Raw genomic sequence first — 16,173 nt, forward strand, 5'->3', positions numbered from 1 at the left:
TACAATTTGATTTTAAACTGATTGTCCCCAAATTAGCAGTCTTATTCTTTATAGCAGATATAATATTATCTCTCTCATAGAATAAAGCTTCATATCCCATACTTGAAAATTGCAGACCAATTAAACTATCAGTTTCCAACTTCATTGAAAAGACAGAATCCATATATACGCTTCCTTTATAGATAGAAGAATCAGATCTTAAAGCAACTACTGTATAAATGGGATCTGATAGATTGTCTTGTAACTCAACATGACCTTTTATATCAATTATCTGCCCCGAGATAGGAGATATAAAGAATAGATGAATAACCATAAGAATAAGAATCTTTTTGAATGCCTTAAAACTTATAGGTAAACAATTTTCACACGCAGTCTTTATTTTCATAATATTGATTATTTATAGGCATAGAAATCTCTATATCTCTAAAGGTAGTTAATTTTAACTAAAATTATGATATATCTGATTGATTATAACTATTTTATAAAAAATATTAGATTAACAGTTCTCTAACAGATAGATCTTGATTGCCACATTCATAAGTTGTACGGCTTATTCTTTAGACACTCGATTGTAAATTTTTCTTGCTTTTAAAGGATAAAGCTGATTAATTTAACCCCTTAATTCTTTGTTTAAGGATAGAGGGGCATTTGAGTTCTTACCCACCTAATAAATTGTAAGTTCCTTGAGATATGAAGGCTTCAATGCAAAAACAGCTCAATATGTAAGAAAATCGGATTGGCTAATTTGCGAAGCATTTTGCTTAGAGAGTGATGCAGAAAAATACAATCCGAGAGAAAAGTATCATAGCACTGTGATTGATGCTTCCACAAATGCACAAGAGTTGGGGGTATCTCACCTTATATTTTACCATACCGAAGAAGACACCATAGCCACAAGAAAGCAAACCTATATGCAAGAAGCAGCACACGGTCTTTGATGGAAAAGTTTTTGTACCCGAAGATTTGGAAAGTATCTCCTTAGACTAAATGTTAAAATGAATGCTAACAGAATGAAACGGTATTGTAGCCCCTCATTTCGTTAATACATATTTTAATGAAATATTTTATTAATTACGCTCATTTCTTTTCAAAAAAGGATCTTTATTCCTAGCTTTCGGATAGTAAAGAATTAAAAAAACGAATAATTTTACGTGAAAGAGAAACTATTTATTTACATTTATTAAACCTTCTGTAAAGAATGGAGAATATAGAATAGTTCTTTGTTTATGAGAGTTTGGAGTAGATTAATTAGTCAAAAGTAGAAGAATTCGTATCATACAACCATAGTGGCATACCATTTGTTGTATATATAGTAGTTAATGAACAAAGTATATATAAACATCTTATCAAATAGATGATATACTTTTGCAAGTTATAAAAACTTCAAGTTTAAGAAAGGGAGATTTAAAATGAAGAGTCAGTTTTCAAAACAAGTAGCCAATGTTGTTATCAACAGTAAAATGGAGGCGAATCGTTTGAGCAACAACTATATAGGACCTGAACATTTACTTTTAGGAATCATCCGAGATGGTGAAGGCAAGGCTATTCATATACTTCGCAACCTAAGTGTGGATATCGAACAGGTGAAAGAAAGTTTAGAGCAAATTTTGGGAAGATACAAGGACAACTTGTTACTGCCGAATGCAGATGTACCATTATCTGCTGAAGCTTCTAAAATACTTAAAATGTGTATATTGGAGGCTCGTGCTCAACATAATGAAACAGCTGATACAGAACATCTGCTATTGGCAATATTACGTGAAAAAGATAATTTAGCAGCAAGAATGTTACAACAAGACAATATAGATTACGAAAAAGTCTACAATGAGTTACTCAAAGTAACCCCTGACATTAAGGCAGGTATGGATTTTCCAGAAGACGAGGATGAAGAAGATGATTTCACTCCTCCTTTTGGTAGTGGCGATCATGATGGTAGTTCATCTAGTCATAGTACACAGACCAAAACAACCTCGGGTAAGAGTACCAATGATACCCCAGTGCTAGACAACTTCGGTACAGATATGACCGCAGCTGCTGCCAGTGGTAAATTGGATCCTGTGGTAGGACGTGAAAAAGAAATTCAACGTTTGGCACAGATCCTTAGCCGTAGAAAGAAAAACAACCCTGTATTAATAGGTGATCCAGGTGTTGGAAAATCGGCTATTGTAGAAGGTTTGGCTTTGCGTATCGTAGAAAAAAAGGTATCCCGTATCTTATTTGATAAACGTGTGGTAGCCCTTGATCTTACTGCTGTTGTAGCAGGTACAAAATACCGTGGACAGTTTGAAGAACGTATTCAATCTATCTTAAACGAATTACGCAAGAACCCCGATGTAATCTTATTTATAGATGAGATTCATACCATTGTGGGTGCAGGTTCGGCTGCAGGTTCTATGGATGCTGCTAATATGCTTAAACCAGCCTTATCAAGAGGAGAAATACAGTGTATTGGTGCTACTACGCTAGATGAGTATCGTACCAACATCGAAAAAGATGGAGCCCTTGAACGTCGTTTCCAAAAGATTATAGTGGAACCCACTACACTCGACGAAACACTTCAAATCTTGCGCAATATTAAAGATCGTTATGAAGATCACCACAATGTTACTTACACAGATGAAGCGCTAGAGGCTTGTGTAAACCTAACAGATAGATATATAAACGACCGTTACTTCCCAGATAAAGCCATTGATGCTTTGGATGAAGCGGGTGCTCGCATTCACTTAACAAACATCAGCGTTCCAAAAGAAATTGAAGAACAAGAAGCAAAATTAGAAGAAGTAAAGAATAAGAAGACAGATGCTGTAAAACTTCAAAACTTTGAATTGGCTGCTAGTTACAGAGATCAAGAAAGAAAAGTTCAAGCTCAATTGGAATCTATGAAGGAAAATTGGGAAAATGAAATGAAAACAAATCGTGAAACTGTAAATGCATCCGATATTGAAGCTGTCGTTTCATTGATGTCTGGTGTTCCTGTTCATAAAATGGCTCGTGCTGAAGGAGAAAAGTTAGTTGCTCTACGTGATGATTTAAAAGGCAAAGTAATTGCTCAAGATGAAGCTGTAGATCAAATTACCAAAGCTATTCTTCGTAGCCGTGTAGGATTAAAAGATCCCAACAAGCCAACAGGTACATTCCTATTCTTAGGTCCAACAGGTGTAGGTAAAACTTACCTTGCAAAAGAGTTGGCTAGAGAAATGTTTGGTTCAACAGATGCCTTAATTCGTGTAGATATGACCGAGTACATGGAGAAATATTCTGTATCTAAACTAGTGGGTTCTGCTCCTGGTTATGTGGGATATGAAGATGGTGGTCAGCTTACGGAACAAGTTCGTCGTCGTCCCTACTCTATTGTATTATTAGATGAAATAGAAAAGGCACACCCTGAAGTATTTAATATATTACTTCAAGTGATGGACGAAGGTAGATTAACCGATGGTAATGGTAGATTAGTTGACTTCAAAAACACGATCATCATTATGACCTCTAATGTGGGATCACGTAGATTAAAAGAATTTGGTCGTGGGGTTGGGTTCACTACTCAAACAGACTTATCAGACAGTGAATATGCTGAAAGTGTAATTAAAAAATCACTAACTAAAACCTTCGCACCCGAATTTATCAACCGTATTGATGAGATTATCACTTTCAATCCGTTGAATCAAGAATCTATTGTAAAAATTGTAGATTTAGAAGTGAAGAAACTAATCAGTCGTGTGAAGAAGATCGGTTATACACTCGAAGTATCACCCGAAGCTGAAGAGTTTATAGCAAAAGTGGGTTACGATCCTCAGTTTGGTGCTCGTCCACTACAAAGAGCTATTCAAACTCACTTGGAAGATAACCTTTCAGAATTGATTGTTGCCAGTAAATTAACCAAGGGCGACACGATTACAGTCGTACCGACAGAAGAGGGCAAGAAGCTAGATTTTAAGGTTATTCAGCCCACAGAGTAATTTATTCTCTGAAAAGCTAGAATATGAATATAAAACAATAAGACAAAATGTCAGACTTTCGGGTCTGGCATTTTTTTTGTCTTTTATAAAATACATACAAAAAAGAATATAGACTCATAAACTAATATGGACATGAAAAAAGGAAATATAGGGGTTACAACAGAGAATATCTTCCCCATTATCAAAAAGTTCTTATATAGTGATCACGAAATTTTCTTACGTGAACTAGTTTCTAACGCAGTAGATGCCAGTCAGAAGTTGAAAACTCTAGCTTCTATTGGAGAATTCAAAGGTGAACTAGGCGATTTAACCGTTCAGGTAAAACTAGATAAGGAAAATAAAACAATCACTATTTCCGATCGTGGTATTGGTTTAACAGCTGAAGAAGTTGATAAATACATCAATCAAATTGCATTCTCAGGAGCAAATGATTTCCTTGACAAATATAAAGATGATGCCAATGCCATTATTGGTCACTTCGGTTTAGGTTTCTACTCTGCATTTATGGTTGCCAACCAAGTAGATCTTATTTCTAAATCACACAAAGATGGTGCAAAAGCAGTAAAATGGAGCTGCGATGGTAGTCCAGAATATACATTAGAAGAAACTGAAAAAGCCGATAGAGGTACAGATATTGTTCTTCATGTAGATACTGAAAGCGAAGAGTTTCTAGACGAAAGCAGAATCTCTACCCTATTGCACAAATATTGCAGCTTCTTACCTATTCCAGTAGCCTTTGGTCACAAAAAAGAATGGAAAGAGGGTAAGGAAGTTGAAACAGAAGAATTAAACGTAATCAATGATACAGAGCCACTATGGACACGCACTCCAAGTGATCTAAAAGATGAAGATTATATTGCTTTCTACAAAAAGCTATATCCAATGTCGGATGAACCCCTCTTCTGGATTCATCTGAACGTAGATTACCCTTTTAATCTGACTGGTATCCTTTACTTCCCTAAGGTTAAGAGTAATATTGACTTGAGTAAAAACAAAATTCAACTTTACTCCAACCAAGTTTTTGTTACAGATTCAGTAGAAGGAATTGTTCCCGACTTTTTGACACTTCTTCATGGTGTGATTGATTCTCCAGACATTCCTCTAAACGTATCTCGCTCTTATCTACAAAGTGATAGCAATGTGAAGAAGATTTCTTCTCATATTACTAAGAAGGTATCAGACAGACTTCAGTCTATCTTTAAAAATGATAGAAAAGACTTTGAAAGCAAGTGGAACGACATCAAGTTGTTTATCAATTATGGCATGCTTACTCAAGAAGACTTCTTCGATCGTGCTAAGAAGTACTCTCTATTCTGCGATACCGATGAGAAATACTACACTTTTGAAGAATATCAAACGTTGGTAAAAGAGAATCAGACAGATAAGAACGGCAACTTAATTTACTTATACGCAACTAATAAAGACGAACAATATAGCTTTATTGAAGCAGCTCAGAACAAGGGTTACAACGTATTAGTTCTGGATGGCCAACTAGATGTTGCTTTGATCAACCTACTCGAACAGAAGTTTGAAAAAACGAGCTTCTCTCGTGTTGATGCCGATGTGATAGACAATTTAATTGTGAAGGAAGAACAGATTCAAACTGCTCTCGAAGCAAAAGAAGTAGATGCTCTTACTGCCACATTTAAAAGTCAGTTACCTGCAATGGAAAAAGTAGAATTCCACGTAATGATTCAATCTATGGGTGAAAACAGTGCTCCACTAGTAATTACTCAGAGTGAATATATGCGCCGTATGAAAGAAATGGCTTCTATCCAAGCAGGAATGGGATTCTACGGAGAAATGCCAAATATGTTCAACGTCGTTCTAAACTCAGACCACGAATTAGTGAAAACTGTTTTAGAAGAGACTGAGAAATCTTGTGAAGCTGAAGTAGCTCCTATCCAAACAGAACTCTCGAATGCAGAAGCTCGCAAAGCCGAACTGAAGAAAGATCAAGAAGGCAAGAAGGATGAAGAAATTCCTACTGCTCAAAAAGATGAATTAAAAGACTTAGACGATAAATTAAACGAATTAAAAGGTAAAAAGGATCTTGTATATGCTACTCATGCAGGCTCCAACAAGGTGGTTCGCCAATTAATTGACCTTGCCCTACTACAGAATAATATGTTAAAAGGACAAGCCTTGAACGACTTTGTAAAGAGAAGCATTGATTTGATCTAATACAAGTTGTTTTTTAGGATCGTATTAAAGAAGGCTCGCATATTGGAGCCTTCTTTTTTTATGTCCCTCTCCGATTCAAATCAACTCTACTCCATTCTGAATCACTCATTTGAAGAAAATACTTAATCTTGTAACAGATATATTCCAACTTATTTACTAATATTAAGAGAACTCAACATTTATATTTATCTTTGATAGGTGTAATTTTAGGTATTAAAATATTTAAGAATAGTAAGGTATGAAAAAACTCATATTGACTCTTCTCTGCTGCATAGGATTTATGCCAATGATGCAGGCCCAACGTGTAGGATTGGTGCTTAGTGGAGGTGGGGCAAAAGGATTAACACATATTGGAGTAATTAGAGCTTTGGAAGAGAATGGTATCCCTATTGATTATATTACAGGAACATCTATGGGGGCAATTATAGGTTCACTCTATGCCATGGGTTATTCACCCGACGATATGGTTGAATTATTAAGCTCAAGTGATTTTGAACGCTGGTACACAGGTCAGGTGGAACCCGATTACATCTATTACTTCAAAAAAAACCGAGATAATCCCGAATTCATTAATATAAGGATGTCTATTAAAGACTCCATCCGTGTTAAAACACAGTTCCTTCCTACTAGTGTAGTAGATCCTATACAGATGAATCTTGCATTTATGCAATTGTTCTCTCAGGCTACTGCGTATAGTAGCAATAATTTTGATGAGCTGTTTGTACCCTTCAAATGCATTGCCTCAGATGTGTACAATAAGAAACCGATTATTATGGGGAAAGGAGATTTAGGGGATGCTGTAAGAGCTTCAATGAGTTTCCCTTTTGTCTTTAAGCCGATTGAAATTGATGGAATCCTCGCCTATGATGGAGGTATTTACAACAACTTCCCCGTGGATGTAATGATGAAAGATTATCACCCTGATATTGTCTTAGGAAGTGTAGTGGCGAAGAATCCTGATGCACCCAAGCAAGATGACTTAATGAGTCAGATTGATAATATGGTGATGCAAAAGACCGATTATAATATTCCAGACTCCCTAGGTCTAGTAATCCAATTCCGTTATGATGACATTAGCCTACTCGACTTTCATTTAGTTTCAGAACTAGACAAGGTGGGTTATGACAAAACCATAAGCATGATGGATACGATAAAAACTAGAATTAGCCGAAGAGTCCCTGCCGAAAATATAATGCTGAAACGTAAGGTGTTCAAAAGCAAACTACCTGAATTGAGATTTAAAGATATTATCATTGATGGTGCGAATGCTCAACAACAAAGTTTCATCCGCAAAGAGTTCCATGCTGAGAATGAAGAATTCCTCACTTATGAAGACATCAAACGTGGTTATTTTAGACTCTTATCGGGGAATATGATTCAAGAGGTAATACCTCATGCAGTATATGACCCTACAGATGGTTTCTACGACCTACATTTAAAGGTTCAGCTACAAGACAACCTCTTATTCCGTATTGGTGGGAACATCTCTACAACCAACTCTAATCAGATTTACTTGGGAGCCACGTATCAAAACTTAAACTACTATGCAAAAGAATTTAGTTTTGACGGGCAACTAGGAAAAGTATACAATAATGCTCAGTTGATGGCAAAGATTGATATGCCAACGAAAATACCTACATCATACCGTTTAATTGCTTCGGCTAGTTCTTTTGATTATTTCAAGAACGATAAGCTCTTCAGTAGAGATTATAACCCCGTATTTAATAGTAATGATGAGTATTTTGTAAAAGGGATATTAGCTCTTCCTTTCTTAACCAGTAAACGTGCTGAGTTGAGTTTAGGTATTGCCAAAATGAGAGATCAGTACTACCAAACCAAAGTAATTGATTTTGATAACGACAATCAAGACAAAAGTACCTATCGCTTATTTGGAGGTTCACTAGGGATCAAAAGTAATACACTCAATGCCAAACAATTTGCCACTGAAGGGTATAAAGAGTCATTAATCGCTCAGATATACACCGGAAAAGAAAACTTTAAACCCGGTACCACTTCTGATGTTGAAAAGAGTGAAAAGAACCATAGTTGGCTACAGCTCTCTTATCGAAGGGAACAATACCACAATATGGGAGGTAAATTTATTTTAGGATGGCAAGCAGATGCACTCTACTCATCAAGGAACTTTAGTAAAAACTATACAGCGACAATGATGCAAGCAGGAATATTTGCTCCTACTCCTCATAGTAAGTTGATTTATAACGAAGCTTTCCGAGCTAATCAATATTTTGCAATTGGTATTAAACCCATTTGGCAGGTGGGTAAAATGCTTCATTGGAGGACAGAGTTGTATGGATTTTTCCCAATTACCCCAATCAAAAATGGCATCGACAATCAAGCTTATTACGGAAAATCGTTTTCTAAGGCAGAATTCTTAGGAGAAAGCTCATTAATTTTAAAGCTGCCTTTTGGCTCTGTATCGGCATACGTAAACTATTATAGCTCACCTCGCAAGGAATGGAACTTAGGCTTATCCATCGGTTGGCAACTCTTCAACTACCGCTTTATAGAGTAAAAAAAGTTCCGTAAAAATTTGCACATAAATAAAAAGTAAGTACCTTTGCAAACGTCGAACAAAAAGGCCGTGTAGCTCAACTGAATAGAGCATTTGACTACGGATCAAAAGGTTGTAGGTTTGAATCCTACCGCGGTCACAAAGAAAATAGCCTATCTAATTTTTTAGATAGGCTATTTTTATATCTATAACTCTCTGTTCTTATTTCCTACTCACTCGCAAAGAGTGAAATTGCAGGGTGCGAGCATCAATAAGGACTATTCTATCCAGAATCAAACATCCTGCTCCTGTGAAGTATTTAATGACCTCTGTAGCCTGAATACACCCCACCATACCAGCAACAGCACCTAATATCCCCACTGTATCCGAACTTTGATAAGTTCCTTCTAAGGGTGGTTTTTCAAATACACTGCGATAGTCTGCATATCCTGGCTGATAGCTCATCACTTCTCCACGCATAGCTAAGACAGCTCCATGCGTATAGGGTTTTTCTGCTTCAACACATAAGTCATTAATTAAATACTTCCCTGCATAATTATCGCAACAATCTACTACGTAATCATATTCTTGCAAAATAGATTTGCCATTGGTCAGAGTAAATCGCTCGGCATACGTATTTACTTTTACTAGTGGGTTGAGCGCTTGAATCTTTTCTGCAGCAGACTCTACTTTCAACCGATTAACATCTTCTGTTCGGTGAATAATCTGCCTTTGAAGATTGGATTCATCTACTTTATCGCTATCAATAATACCCAATGTGCCAATACCGGCAGCGGCTAGATAATAAAGTACAGGAGAGCCCAATCCTCCTGCTCCTACTACAAGGACTTTAGCAGCAGAAAGTTTTTGCTGCCCTTTTTTTCCTATTCCTTGAATTAATTCATTACGCTTATAACGCTCCATACTTTTATATCAATCTATTGTGATGAGTTCATGAATCAGTTTGTAAGGCTAAGTCCCAATCTTTCCAGACTACTTCATACCCTCTCTTTTTTACCATAGCCATCACTTCATCTGGAGTGCGAGCATCATTGATGATAAACTGTTCTAGTTCGTGTTTATATACGGCATACCCTCCTGGATCTGTCTTTGATCCTGCACTGAGTGAGGTTACGCCCAAGGTAGCCATATTATCTCTAAACTCCTTACTTTCTCTAGTTGAAAGCGTGATCTCTAAATCAGGATCGAAAATACGAAAAGCAAACAGTACTTGAGCCAATTCTTTATCGTGCATTACTACATTGGGCTGAAAATGTTCTCCTTGATGAGGTCGTATTCTGGGAAAAGAAATAGAATACTTCGTTTGCCAATACTGTTTTTGCAGATAACGAAGATGTGTAGCCATCATAAACACATCAGTCCGCCAATCTTCTAACCCTATCAATACGCCTAGTCCTATTTTATGTAAACCAGCTCTACCCATTCGATCGAAAGCTTGCAAACGCCAATCATATTTAGATTTCATACCTTTGGGATGGTACACTTTATATCGTTCTTTATTATAAGTCTCTTGGTAGCAATAAACGGCATTCAAACCAGCCTCGCATAGGCGTTTATATTCTTCTTCTTTTAAGGGCTGTACTTCTATGGAGATTGATTGAAAGTAGGGTTTAATTAACCGAATGGCTTTTTCGAGGTATTCAACTCCTGCATCTCGGGGATTCTCTCCCGTAACAAGTAGAATATGCTGAAAATCACCCAAAGCCTTGATGGCTTTTACCTCTTGCATAATCTGCTCCTCATTGAGTATAACCCGTTTGATATCATTGTTATAACTAAAGCCACAATATATGCAGTGATTACTACAAGAGTTTGTCAAATATAAAGGAATATAAAACTGAATTGTTTTACCAAATCTCTGCTGGGTATAGTATCTACTTAAATGAGCCATCTGTTCTAGATAAGGTTCGGCAGCAGGAGAAATGAGTGCCATGAAGTGTTCCAAACTTCTATGTGAAGCATTTAAGGCACGTTCCACGTCTTCAGTAGTAGAACGATATATCTTATGTTGAATATCTTCCCAACTATATTGGGATATAAGATCATTAAAATCCATTGTTTTTATCTTTTAAGATTACATTAAAAAGGAAGTTAGTGGACTAGTTGCTGTAGCTTCTAATTGGGGAGATGCCAGCTGAGCCTCGTATGCCAACCGACCACCCTCAACGCAAGTGGCAAACGCTTTAGCCATAGCTACAGGGTTCCCTGCAATGGCAATAGCCGTATTTACCATGACAGCATCTGCCCCCATCTCCATAGCATCTGCAGCATGAGAAGGTGCTCCAATACCTGCATCTATAATAACAGGCACTCTACTTTGCTCGATGATGATACGTAGCATCTCTTTCGTATTCAGCCCTCCATTACTCCCTATGGGAGCGCCAAGAGGCATAACAGTAGCTGCACCTACCTCTTCTAGTCGCTTACACAATACAGGGTCGGCAGGAATATAAGGAAGTACCACAAAGCCCAATTTTACCAATTCTTCTGTAGCTTTTAATGTCTCTACAGCATCGGGAAGTAAATACCTAGGGTCTGGATGAATCTCAAGCTTTAACCAATTGGTTTCAAAAGCATCACGTGCTAGTTGAGCTGCAAAAACAGCCTCTTTAGCATTCCGTACCCCCGAAGTATTGGGTAGCAAACCCACATTCGTCGTTTGAATATGCTTTACCATATCATCTTCTTTCTTCTTGTGGGGATCAAGACGTTTCATCGCTGCCGTCACCAATTCTGTTTTGGAGGCTTGAATAGCCTGAGTCATTACTTCATTTGAGCTAAATTTTCCTGTTCCTAAGAATAATCTAGACTTGAATATTTTATCTGCAATAATTAAATCTTTCATAATGATTTATCAATAGTTTGAATAATATTTGTTGTTTCGTTTATGGGATTTGGAGCATTTAGGATGGCTGATGAAAGTGAAATACCCCATACTCCCGTTGAGAGAATAGCGGGAATATCTGCTTGATTTATCCCTCCTATTGCATAAATAGGTATATCTATATTATTGAATCTACACTCCTGTATAATAGATAGATATCCGTTTAATCCTAGAGTGGTGCTTAAATTGGTTTTGGTAGATGTGTATTGATAAGGACCTAGTCCGATATAATCTACTCCTTCAGCAATCTGATACTGTATATCCTCAAAAGTATTAGCAGTTCCTCCAATCAATACATCGGGTCCTAACAGCTTACGAGCTTCACTGGTTTTCATGTCATTGAGTCCGAGGTGTACACCTTCTAAATTCCATTCTAAGCATAACTCTGCGTGATCATCTATGGTTAAGAGTGCTCCTTGCTCTTTACAGAGAGGCAGAGCTTGATGCACCACCTCCTTTATCTCATCATAACCAGCACCTTTCATCCTGAGTTGGATAAACTTGCATCCACCTGCTAAAGCCCTCGTAATAGATTGTAAATAGCTACATTGAGGAGTTTGATGTGTTATAAATAATAATCTAGGGAGTTTGTATTGAATCATTCCAACTGAATTTGATCTTCACATGCTCTAAGGCGAGCCTGAAGAGATGAGTAATCTAGTGTTTCTATAAAGTCTTTCCACACATAGCCCAAGACAGCTACTCCTCCAAAACCATAAGATTTCAAAAGAGGTATTTTATCAGGAGCGATACCACCCAAACCAATAACTCGTTGATCAATCCAACCCTTTTCTTGGGCTTCTTGCAACTGACTTTCAGTAAAGGCTTGTGAGTATCCTTGTTTAGAAATACTATCATACAAAGGACTTATAAATAAATAGTTAACAGTATTTCTATAACTTAGTACTTCATTCCACGAATGGCACGAACTACTTATCGTTCCTGCATACTTATCGGGTGCTGTGGGGTTTCTTTTATTTAAATGTATTCCTCCCAAGAGATACTTCAGAGCAAGACTGTGGGCATCATGCAATACAATACGGGAATAAAACTTCTCATCTATCTGCTGAATTAGTTTTTCAAGTGCATCTTTCGACGCTTTAGGCTTACGAATATGTAATCTAAAAGAAGTATTCTCTAGTAAATAATTCAAAGCATCAGCCTCTTGCGGGAAGAAATGGGGTGGAGTTATTAATATTAACTTCATATCAGCCTCCCGAAACTGCTTGAAGAATTAAGAGTTCTGCATTTTCTTCAAGCATCGTTCGGTGCCAGATGTGGCGTGGAATAACATGGGAGTGAAGGGCTACTGCTACCCCCTGAGCTGGTAATGCTAGTTGTTTAGCCAAATCGGCTACAGAGGAGTTTTCCTTGACCTCGTAGGGTTTGTCGTTGATAATAACAATCATTGAGTTAGATTTATACTACAAGCCATCTAGCTTGATAGGTTAATAAATAGAGAGTTAACCCAGCTTATACATCTACTTTTAAAGCATAAAAAAATCGCTTGCTTGGTTACTCTTTTAGGTTTACCAAATCAAGCGATGCACTCTTACGAGTTCTCAATTCTTCTATGTATCAGTTACGACTATCTATTCCTACGTCGGCATTATCCGAATCAGGTATTAAGGGTATAATCTCAGCCTCATAAAGAGGCACCCCTTGATATGGTACCAACAAATATACCTTTTATTTTGGAAGAATAAAAAAGATTTCAAACATCTTACACTTCGGGATGTAAAAAAGATTTTGCCTAGGGCATGATATCCTCTTGACACCGACATGATGATGCGATGACACCGACATGCAATCGTCTTGTCGGTGTCAGAGTAAATTCGTCTCTTTTCAAAAACGGCATTTATTCGATAGTACCTGAGTGAGTTAGGTCGTAGAAAACACTCAAAGTACAATGTGATTCAAAAAAAACGTCTATAACAAACATTGCTCGTTATAGACGTTATCTTCATTTATATAAATCTATATTATGTGGTCTTTTTTACAACCGATAAGAAGTCAGTGGACTACCAGAATCTGCAATATCTCGTTGTTCTGTAAGTTCTGCTAAATAAGCCATTCTTCCACTTTCTACTGCCATACTAAAGGCTTTTGCCATCTCTACGGGATTGCCAGAGCGTGCAATAGCTGTATTTACCAGCACCGCATCTACTCCCATCTCCATAACTTCGGCTGCATGCGAAGGAGCCCCCAAGCCAGCATCTACAATAACTGGGATATTACAAGTTTCTACTACCATACGAAGCAAATCTTTATTGGACACTCCTTTACTAGTTCCAATCGGTGCAGCCATAGGCATAACACAAGCAGCACCAGCTTCTTCTAATCTTTTACAAAGGAGAGGATCTGCGATGGTATAAGGAAGTACCACAAACCCTTTTTGTACAAGTTCTACAGTAGCATTATAAGTTTCTATTGGGTCGGGAAGCAGATAAGTAGGATCTGGATGAATCTCCAACTTGATCCAATTGGTTTCAAAAGCACTGCGAGCCAATTCTGCCGCAAACACAGCTTCTTTAGCATTTCGTACTCCCGAGGTGTTTGGAAGCAGTTGTAACCCTGGTTTACGAACATACTTCATCATACTATCTTTGTGGGGTTTATCGGGGTCCAAACGTTTCATAGAAACCGTAACCATCTGAGTTTTAGAAGCAGCTATAGCCTCTCCCATTAGCTCATACGAGTTGAATTTACTCGTCCCTAAAAACAGGCGTGATTCAAATATTTTATCTGCAATATATAATTTACTCATAGTTAATTTTCAATAGGTTGATACATTTTTCAATCTCTGAACTTTAAAAAGTTAGTGTTTTCTCTAGCTGTTTATAAGAAGATGATCATCCACCCGATACGGCTTCAATAACCATTAATTCTAAATCTTCTTCCAGCTTAGTATTTACCCACATATTACGTGGAATTACCTTATAATCAATTGCAATCGCAATTCCTTGTGCTGGTAAATTAAGTTGGCTCGCTAAGTCACTTAAAGAAGAGCCTTCTTTTACCTCTACGGGCTTATTATTGAGTATAATTTTCATAAGACTGTTTATTTACTAAATAAATATTAAAGGGTTGTTTGTCAATAATTGTATTTAAATTTCCAATTCATAAGAGAGTAACGCTCCTAATATACAGTATTTCAAGGAAACAGACGAAAACTCTTTCATTTCGTTTTCTAATATTTATTATAATGATAACATTTATATCTGAAATGAGTTCAATAAAACACTTCTTTTTTGTAAAATATATTTAACAGATTTCTTTTCATTCTGAATCTCTGCAGGATAGAGTCTTTGCTCAGAATCAGTTGTATTGCAAAGCAGCGTTTTTCCTTACGATTTATCCTTCTTCATCTATCAATAATCCTGAATACAGAAATGAGTGTAAAAGCAAATGGAAGATCAAGATGTTGAATATTTTCTGCGAAGCATTGGTTTTACAGAGCTATACTTATCCTTGCCCAACTTATAATTCAAGTTGAAGTACATTTATGTGTTTTAGCATCATAAGGAGATTAAGCCTATCTCTTCTTTTTATCTCGATTTCGCTTATTATTACGAGCAATCCAGGTGACTGCAACAAAGGCTAAAATAATTGAGATTAAAGAGAGAGCAAAGGTTTTAGTATCTCCATTTAACATACTTTGCACAGCAAGTGGTATCAAGAGTAACACCATCACTGCAAAAATTACGATTGCAATCTTAGTTGACATAGTAGATGGTTTAAAAAGTGAGTAACTAGAAAGAAGAATTGGACTAATCCCTATTCTTCTTATAAAGATAACGCTTAAACTAAATATTCAGTTCGCTTTTTACCCCTCTAAGTGCAATTATAAACTAATTTTCAATATTGTTTTTTCTCGTTTTATCTTTATAGTAATAGTCAAAAGATTTCTTAATCAAAGGAATGATATTGATTACACTTCTATTGGGATTTTTAAACTCAATTCGAGTAGACAATCCGTTATTATTATCACTACTTTGCACCATAGGAACGTAAAAGATAGACTCTGCATCATCCACTTTAAACTCTGTTTTATTGGGACCAACTTGTGGGCATCCATTGGCTACCTGCACCGTACTAATAATAAGCTGCTCTATTTCTTCCCCTTTTGGTAGAACAGTAGATATCTTAGCTAATCTATTTATGCCTTCTCTCATCATCTCGATGGAACCGAAAAGCAAGCAAAGGAAATCGAATACGTCGTAAATATAGGGTTTACCTGCATTATGTTTGAGTACGCCCCAATCTGATACCATAATTAGATTTCGCATATTGATAATGCGATAACGAATCAAATCTTTCAAAATAACGGCTAGGGCTGATCTTTTATCTTGACAGATGTACTGATAATCAGGATAATTCTTAACATCTGAATATACACGCTTATAAAGATCAAGTAGCTGATTTATTACAATATCGGCATTATCAAAATAGTAGATCGTGGATGAGTAGAATTTATCAATATACCCACTGAAGTCCACCTCTGCACCATAACGGTGTCGATAGATGTTTTTAATATTATCAATATCGCATACTAGAATTATTTTATCGAAGCCAAACTTATTCTTTCCTGGTGTTAAGCTATCATCATGAGCAGA

The 16,173-nt window shown here is 36.7% G+C and carries 14 protein-coding genes, 1 tRNA gene, 1 pseudogene and 1 riboswitch; of the genes and pseudogenes, 6 read left to right on the forward strand and 10 right to left on the reverse strand.

From position 1 onward, the window contains the following. The coding region (locus K8V80_RS02235) for a hypothetical protein (protein WP_276775151.1) at window positions 1-385 on the reverse strand (385 nt) is incomplete at its 3' end. A 298-nt stretch (window positions 386-683) separates the two neighbouring features. Here K8V80_RS02235 and K8V80_RS02240 point away from each other — a divergent pair. The 5 genes from K8V80_RS02240 to K8V80_RS02260 all read left to right on the forward strand — a co-directional run bounded on the left by K8V80_RS02240 (window position 684) and on the right by K8V80_RS02260 (window position 8,812). Then, window positions 684-938, forward strand: coding sequence for a hypothetical protein (locus tag K8V80_RS02240; RefSeq protein ID WP_276775153.1), 255 nt, complete (start codon window positions 684-686; stop codon window positions 936-938). Between the two features lie 471 nt (window positions 939-1,409). Then, a complete protein-coding gene (locus K8V80_RS02245) occupies window positions 1,410-3,956 on the forward strand; it encodes an ATP-dependent Clp protease ATP-binding subunit (RefSeq protein WP_276775155.1) in 2,547 nt (848 codons plus the stop codon). Between the two features lie 132 nt (window positions 3,957-4,088). Beyond that, entirely contained in the window at window positions 4,089-6,140 is a 2,052-nt protein-coding gene (htpG, locus tag K8V80_RS02250) for a molecular chaperone HtpG (protein WP_276775157.1), read from the forward strand. 238 nt (window positions 6,141-6,378) lie between these two features. Beyond that, the gene (locus K8V80_RS02255) at window positions 6,379-8,673 is read left to right on the forward strand and encodes a patatin-like phospholipase family protein (RefSeq protein WP_276775159.1); all 2,295 of its coding nucleotides are present in this window, start codon (window positions 6,379-6,381) and stop codon (window positions 8,671-8,673) included. Window positions 8,674-8,738: 65 nt separating this feature from the next. Then, window positions 8,739-8,812: transfer RNA gene (locus tag K8V80_RS02260), tRNA-Arg, on the forward strand. A 62-nt stretch (window positions 8,813-8,874) separates the two neighbouring features. Here the strand turns inward: K8V80_RS02260 and K8V80_RS02265 are convergent. The 8 genes from K8V80_RS02265 to thiS (K8V80_RS02300) all read right to left on the reverse strand — a co-directional run bounded on the left by K8V80_RS02265 (window position 8,875) and on the right by thiS (K8V80_RS02300) (window position 14,610). Further along, window positions 8,875-9,576 carry a HesA/MoeB/ThiF family protein gene (locus K8V80_RS02265; RefSeq protein WP_276775160.1) on the reverse strand — a complete coding sequence of 234 codons (702 nt, stop codon included), beginning with the start codon at window positions 9,574-9,576 and terminating at the stop codon, window positions 8,875-8,877. A gap of 28 nt (window positions 9,577-9,604) precedes the next feature. Then, window positions 9,605-10,729, reverse strand: a complete 1,125-nt coding sequence (gene thiH / locus K8V80_RS02270; RefSeq protein WP_276775162.1) for a 2-iminoacetate synthase ThiH — start codon at window positions 10,727-10,729, stop codon at window positions 9,605-9,607. 18 nt (window positions 10,730-10,747) lie between these two features. Next, window positions 10,748-11,518, reverse strand: a complete 771-nt coding sequence (locus K8V80_RS02275; protein WP_006744883.1) for a thiazole synthase — start codon at window positions 11,516-11,518, stop codon at window positions 10,748-10,750. Continuing rightward, the gene (locus K8V80_RS02280; protein ID WP_276775165.1) at window positions 11,515-12,159 is read right to left on the reverse strand and encodes a thiamine phosphate synthase; all 645 of its coding nucleotides are present in this window, start codon (window positions 12,157-12,159) and stop codon (window positions 11,515-11,517) included. Before K8V80_RS02280 ends, K8V80_RS02275 begins: the two co-directional genes overlap by 4 nt. After that, entirely contained in the window at window positions 12,156-12,764 is a 609-nt protein-coding gene (locus K8V80_RS02285) for a thiamine phosphate synthase (protein ID WP_276775167.1), read from the reverse strand. The genes K8V80_RS02280 and K8V80_RS02285 overlap by 4 nt, the downstream gene beginning before the upstream one ends. A gap of 1 nt (window position 12,765) precedes the next feature. Then, window positions 12,766-12,966: a sulfur carrier protein ThiS gene (thiS, locus tag K8V80_RS02290; protein WP_276775169.1), complete on the reverse strand. Its 201-nt coding sequence runs from the start codon at window positions 12,964-12,966 to the stop codon at window positions 12,766-12,768. 168 nt (window positions 12,967-13,134) lie between these two features. Continuing rightward, window positions 13,135-13,230, reverse strand: a riboswitch (TPP riboswitch). Window positions 13,231-13,553: 323 nt separating this feature from the next. Continuing rightward, entirely contained in the window at window positions 13,554-14,324 is a 771-nt protein-coding gene (locus K8V80_RS02295; protein ID WP_006744879.1) for a thiazole synthase, read from the reverse strand. Between the two features lie 85 nt (window positions 14,325-14,409). Further along, window positions 14,410-14,610, reverse strand: a complete 201-nt coding sequence (gene thiS / locus K8V80_RS02300) for a sulfur carrier protein ThiS (protein ID WP_006744878.1) — start codon at window positions 14,608-14,610, stop codon at window positions 14,410-14,412. 531 nt (window positions 14,611-15,141) lie between these two features. Here thiS (K8V80_RS02300) and K8V80_RS02305 point away from each other — a divergent pair. Continuing rightward, complete coding sequence (locus K8V80_RS02305; protein ID WP_172633421.1) at window positions 15,142-15,309, forward strand: hypothetical protein; 168 nt, start codon at window positions 15,142-15,144, stop codon at window positions 15,307-15,309. Between the two features lie 99 nt (window positions 15,310-15,408). Here the strand turns inward: K8V80_RS02305 and K8V80_RS02310 are convergent. Beyond that, window positions 15,409-16,173 (reverse strand): annotated as a pseudogene (locus K8V80_RS02310) (hypothetical protein); the annotation flags it as partial.

The sequence above is a fragment of the Bacteroides coprosuis genome (assembly GCF_020741705.1).
In the GTDB taxonomy this organism is placed as follows: domain Bacteria; phylum Bacteroidota; class Bacteroidia; order Bacteroidales; family Bacteroidaceae; genus Bacteroides_E; species Bacteroides_E coprosuis.

Excerpts from the sequence above, each read along its gene's own strand:
- K8V80_RS02280 (WP_276775165.1), bottom strand. The coding sequence starts at position 12,159 with ATGATTCAATACAAACTCCCTAGATTATTATTTATAACACATCAAACT.
- K8V80_RS02255 (WP_276775159.1), top strand. The coding sequence starts at position 6,379 with ATGAAAAAACTCATATTGACTCTTCTCTGCTGCATAGGATTTATGCCA.
- K8V80_RS02245 (WP_276775155.1), top strand. The coding sequence starts at position 1,410 with ATGAAGAGTCAGTTTTCAAAACAAGTAGCCAATGTTGTTATCAACAGT.
- thiS (WP_006744878.1), bottom strand. The coding sequence starts at position 14,610 with ATGAAAATTATACTCAATAATAAGCCCGTAGAGGTAAAAGAAGGCTCT.
- thiS (WP_276775169.1), bottom strand. The coding sequence starts at position 12,966 with ATGATTGTTATTATCAACGACAAACCCTACGAGGTCAAGGAAAACTCC.
- K8V80_RS02295 (WP_006744879.1), bottom strand. The coding sequence starts at position 14,324 with ATGAGTAAATTATATATTGCAGATAAAATATTTGAATCACGCCTGTTT.
- K8V80_RS02265 (WP_276775160.1), bottom strand. The coding sequence starts at position 9,576 with ATGGAGCGTTATAAGCGTAATGAATTAATTCAAGGAATAGGAAAAAAA.
- htpG (WP_276775157.1), top strand. The coding sequence starts at position 4,089 with ATGAAAAAAGGAAATATAGGGGTTACAACAGAGAATATCTTCCCCATT.
- K8V80_RS02275 (WP_006744883.1), bottom strand. The coding sequence starts at position 11,518 with ATGAAAGATTTAATTATTGCAGATAAAATATTCAAGTCTAGATTATTC.
- thiH (WP_276775162.1), bottom strand. The coding sequence starts at position 10,729 with ATGGATTTTAATGATCTTATATCCCAATATAGTTGGGAAGATATTCAA.
- K8V80_RS02285 (WP_276775167.1), bottom strand. The coding sequence starts at position 12,764 with ATGAAGTTAATATTAATAACTCCACCCCATTTCTTCCCGCAAGAGGCT.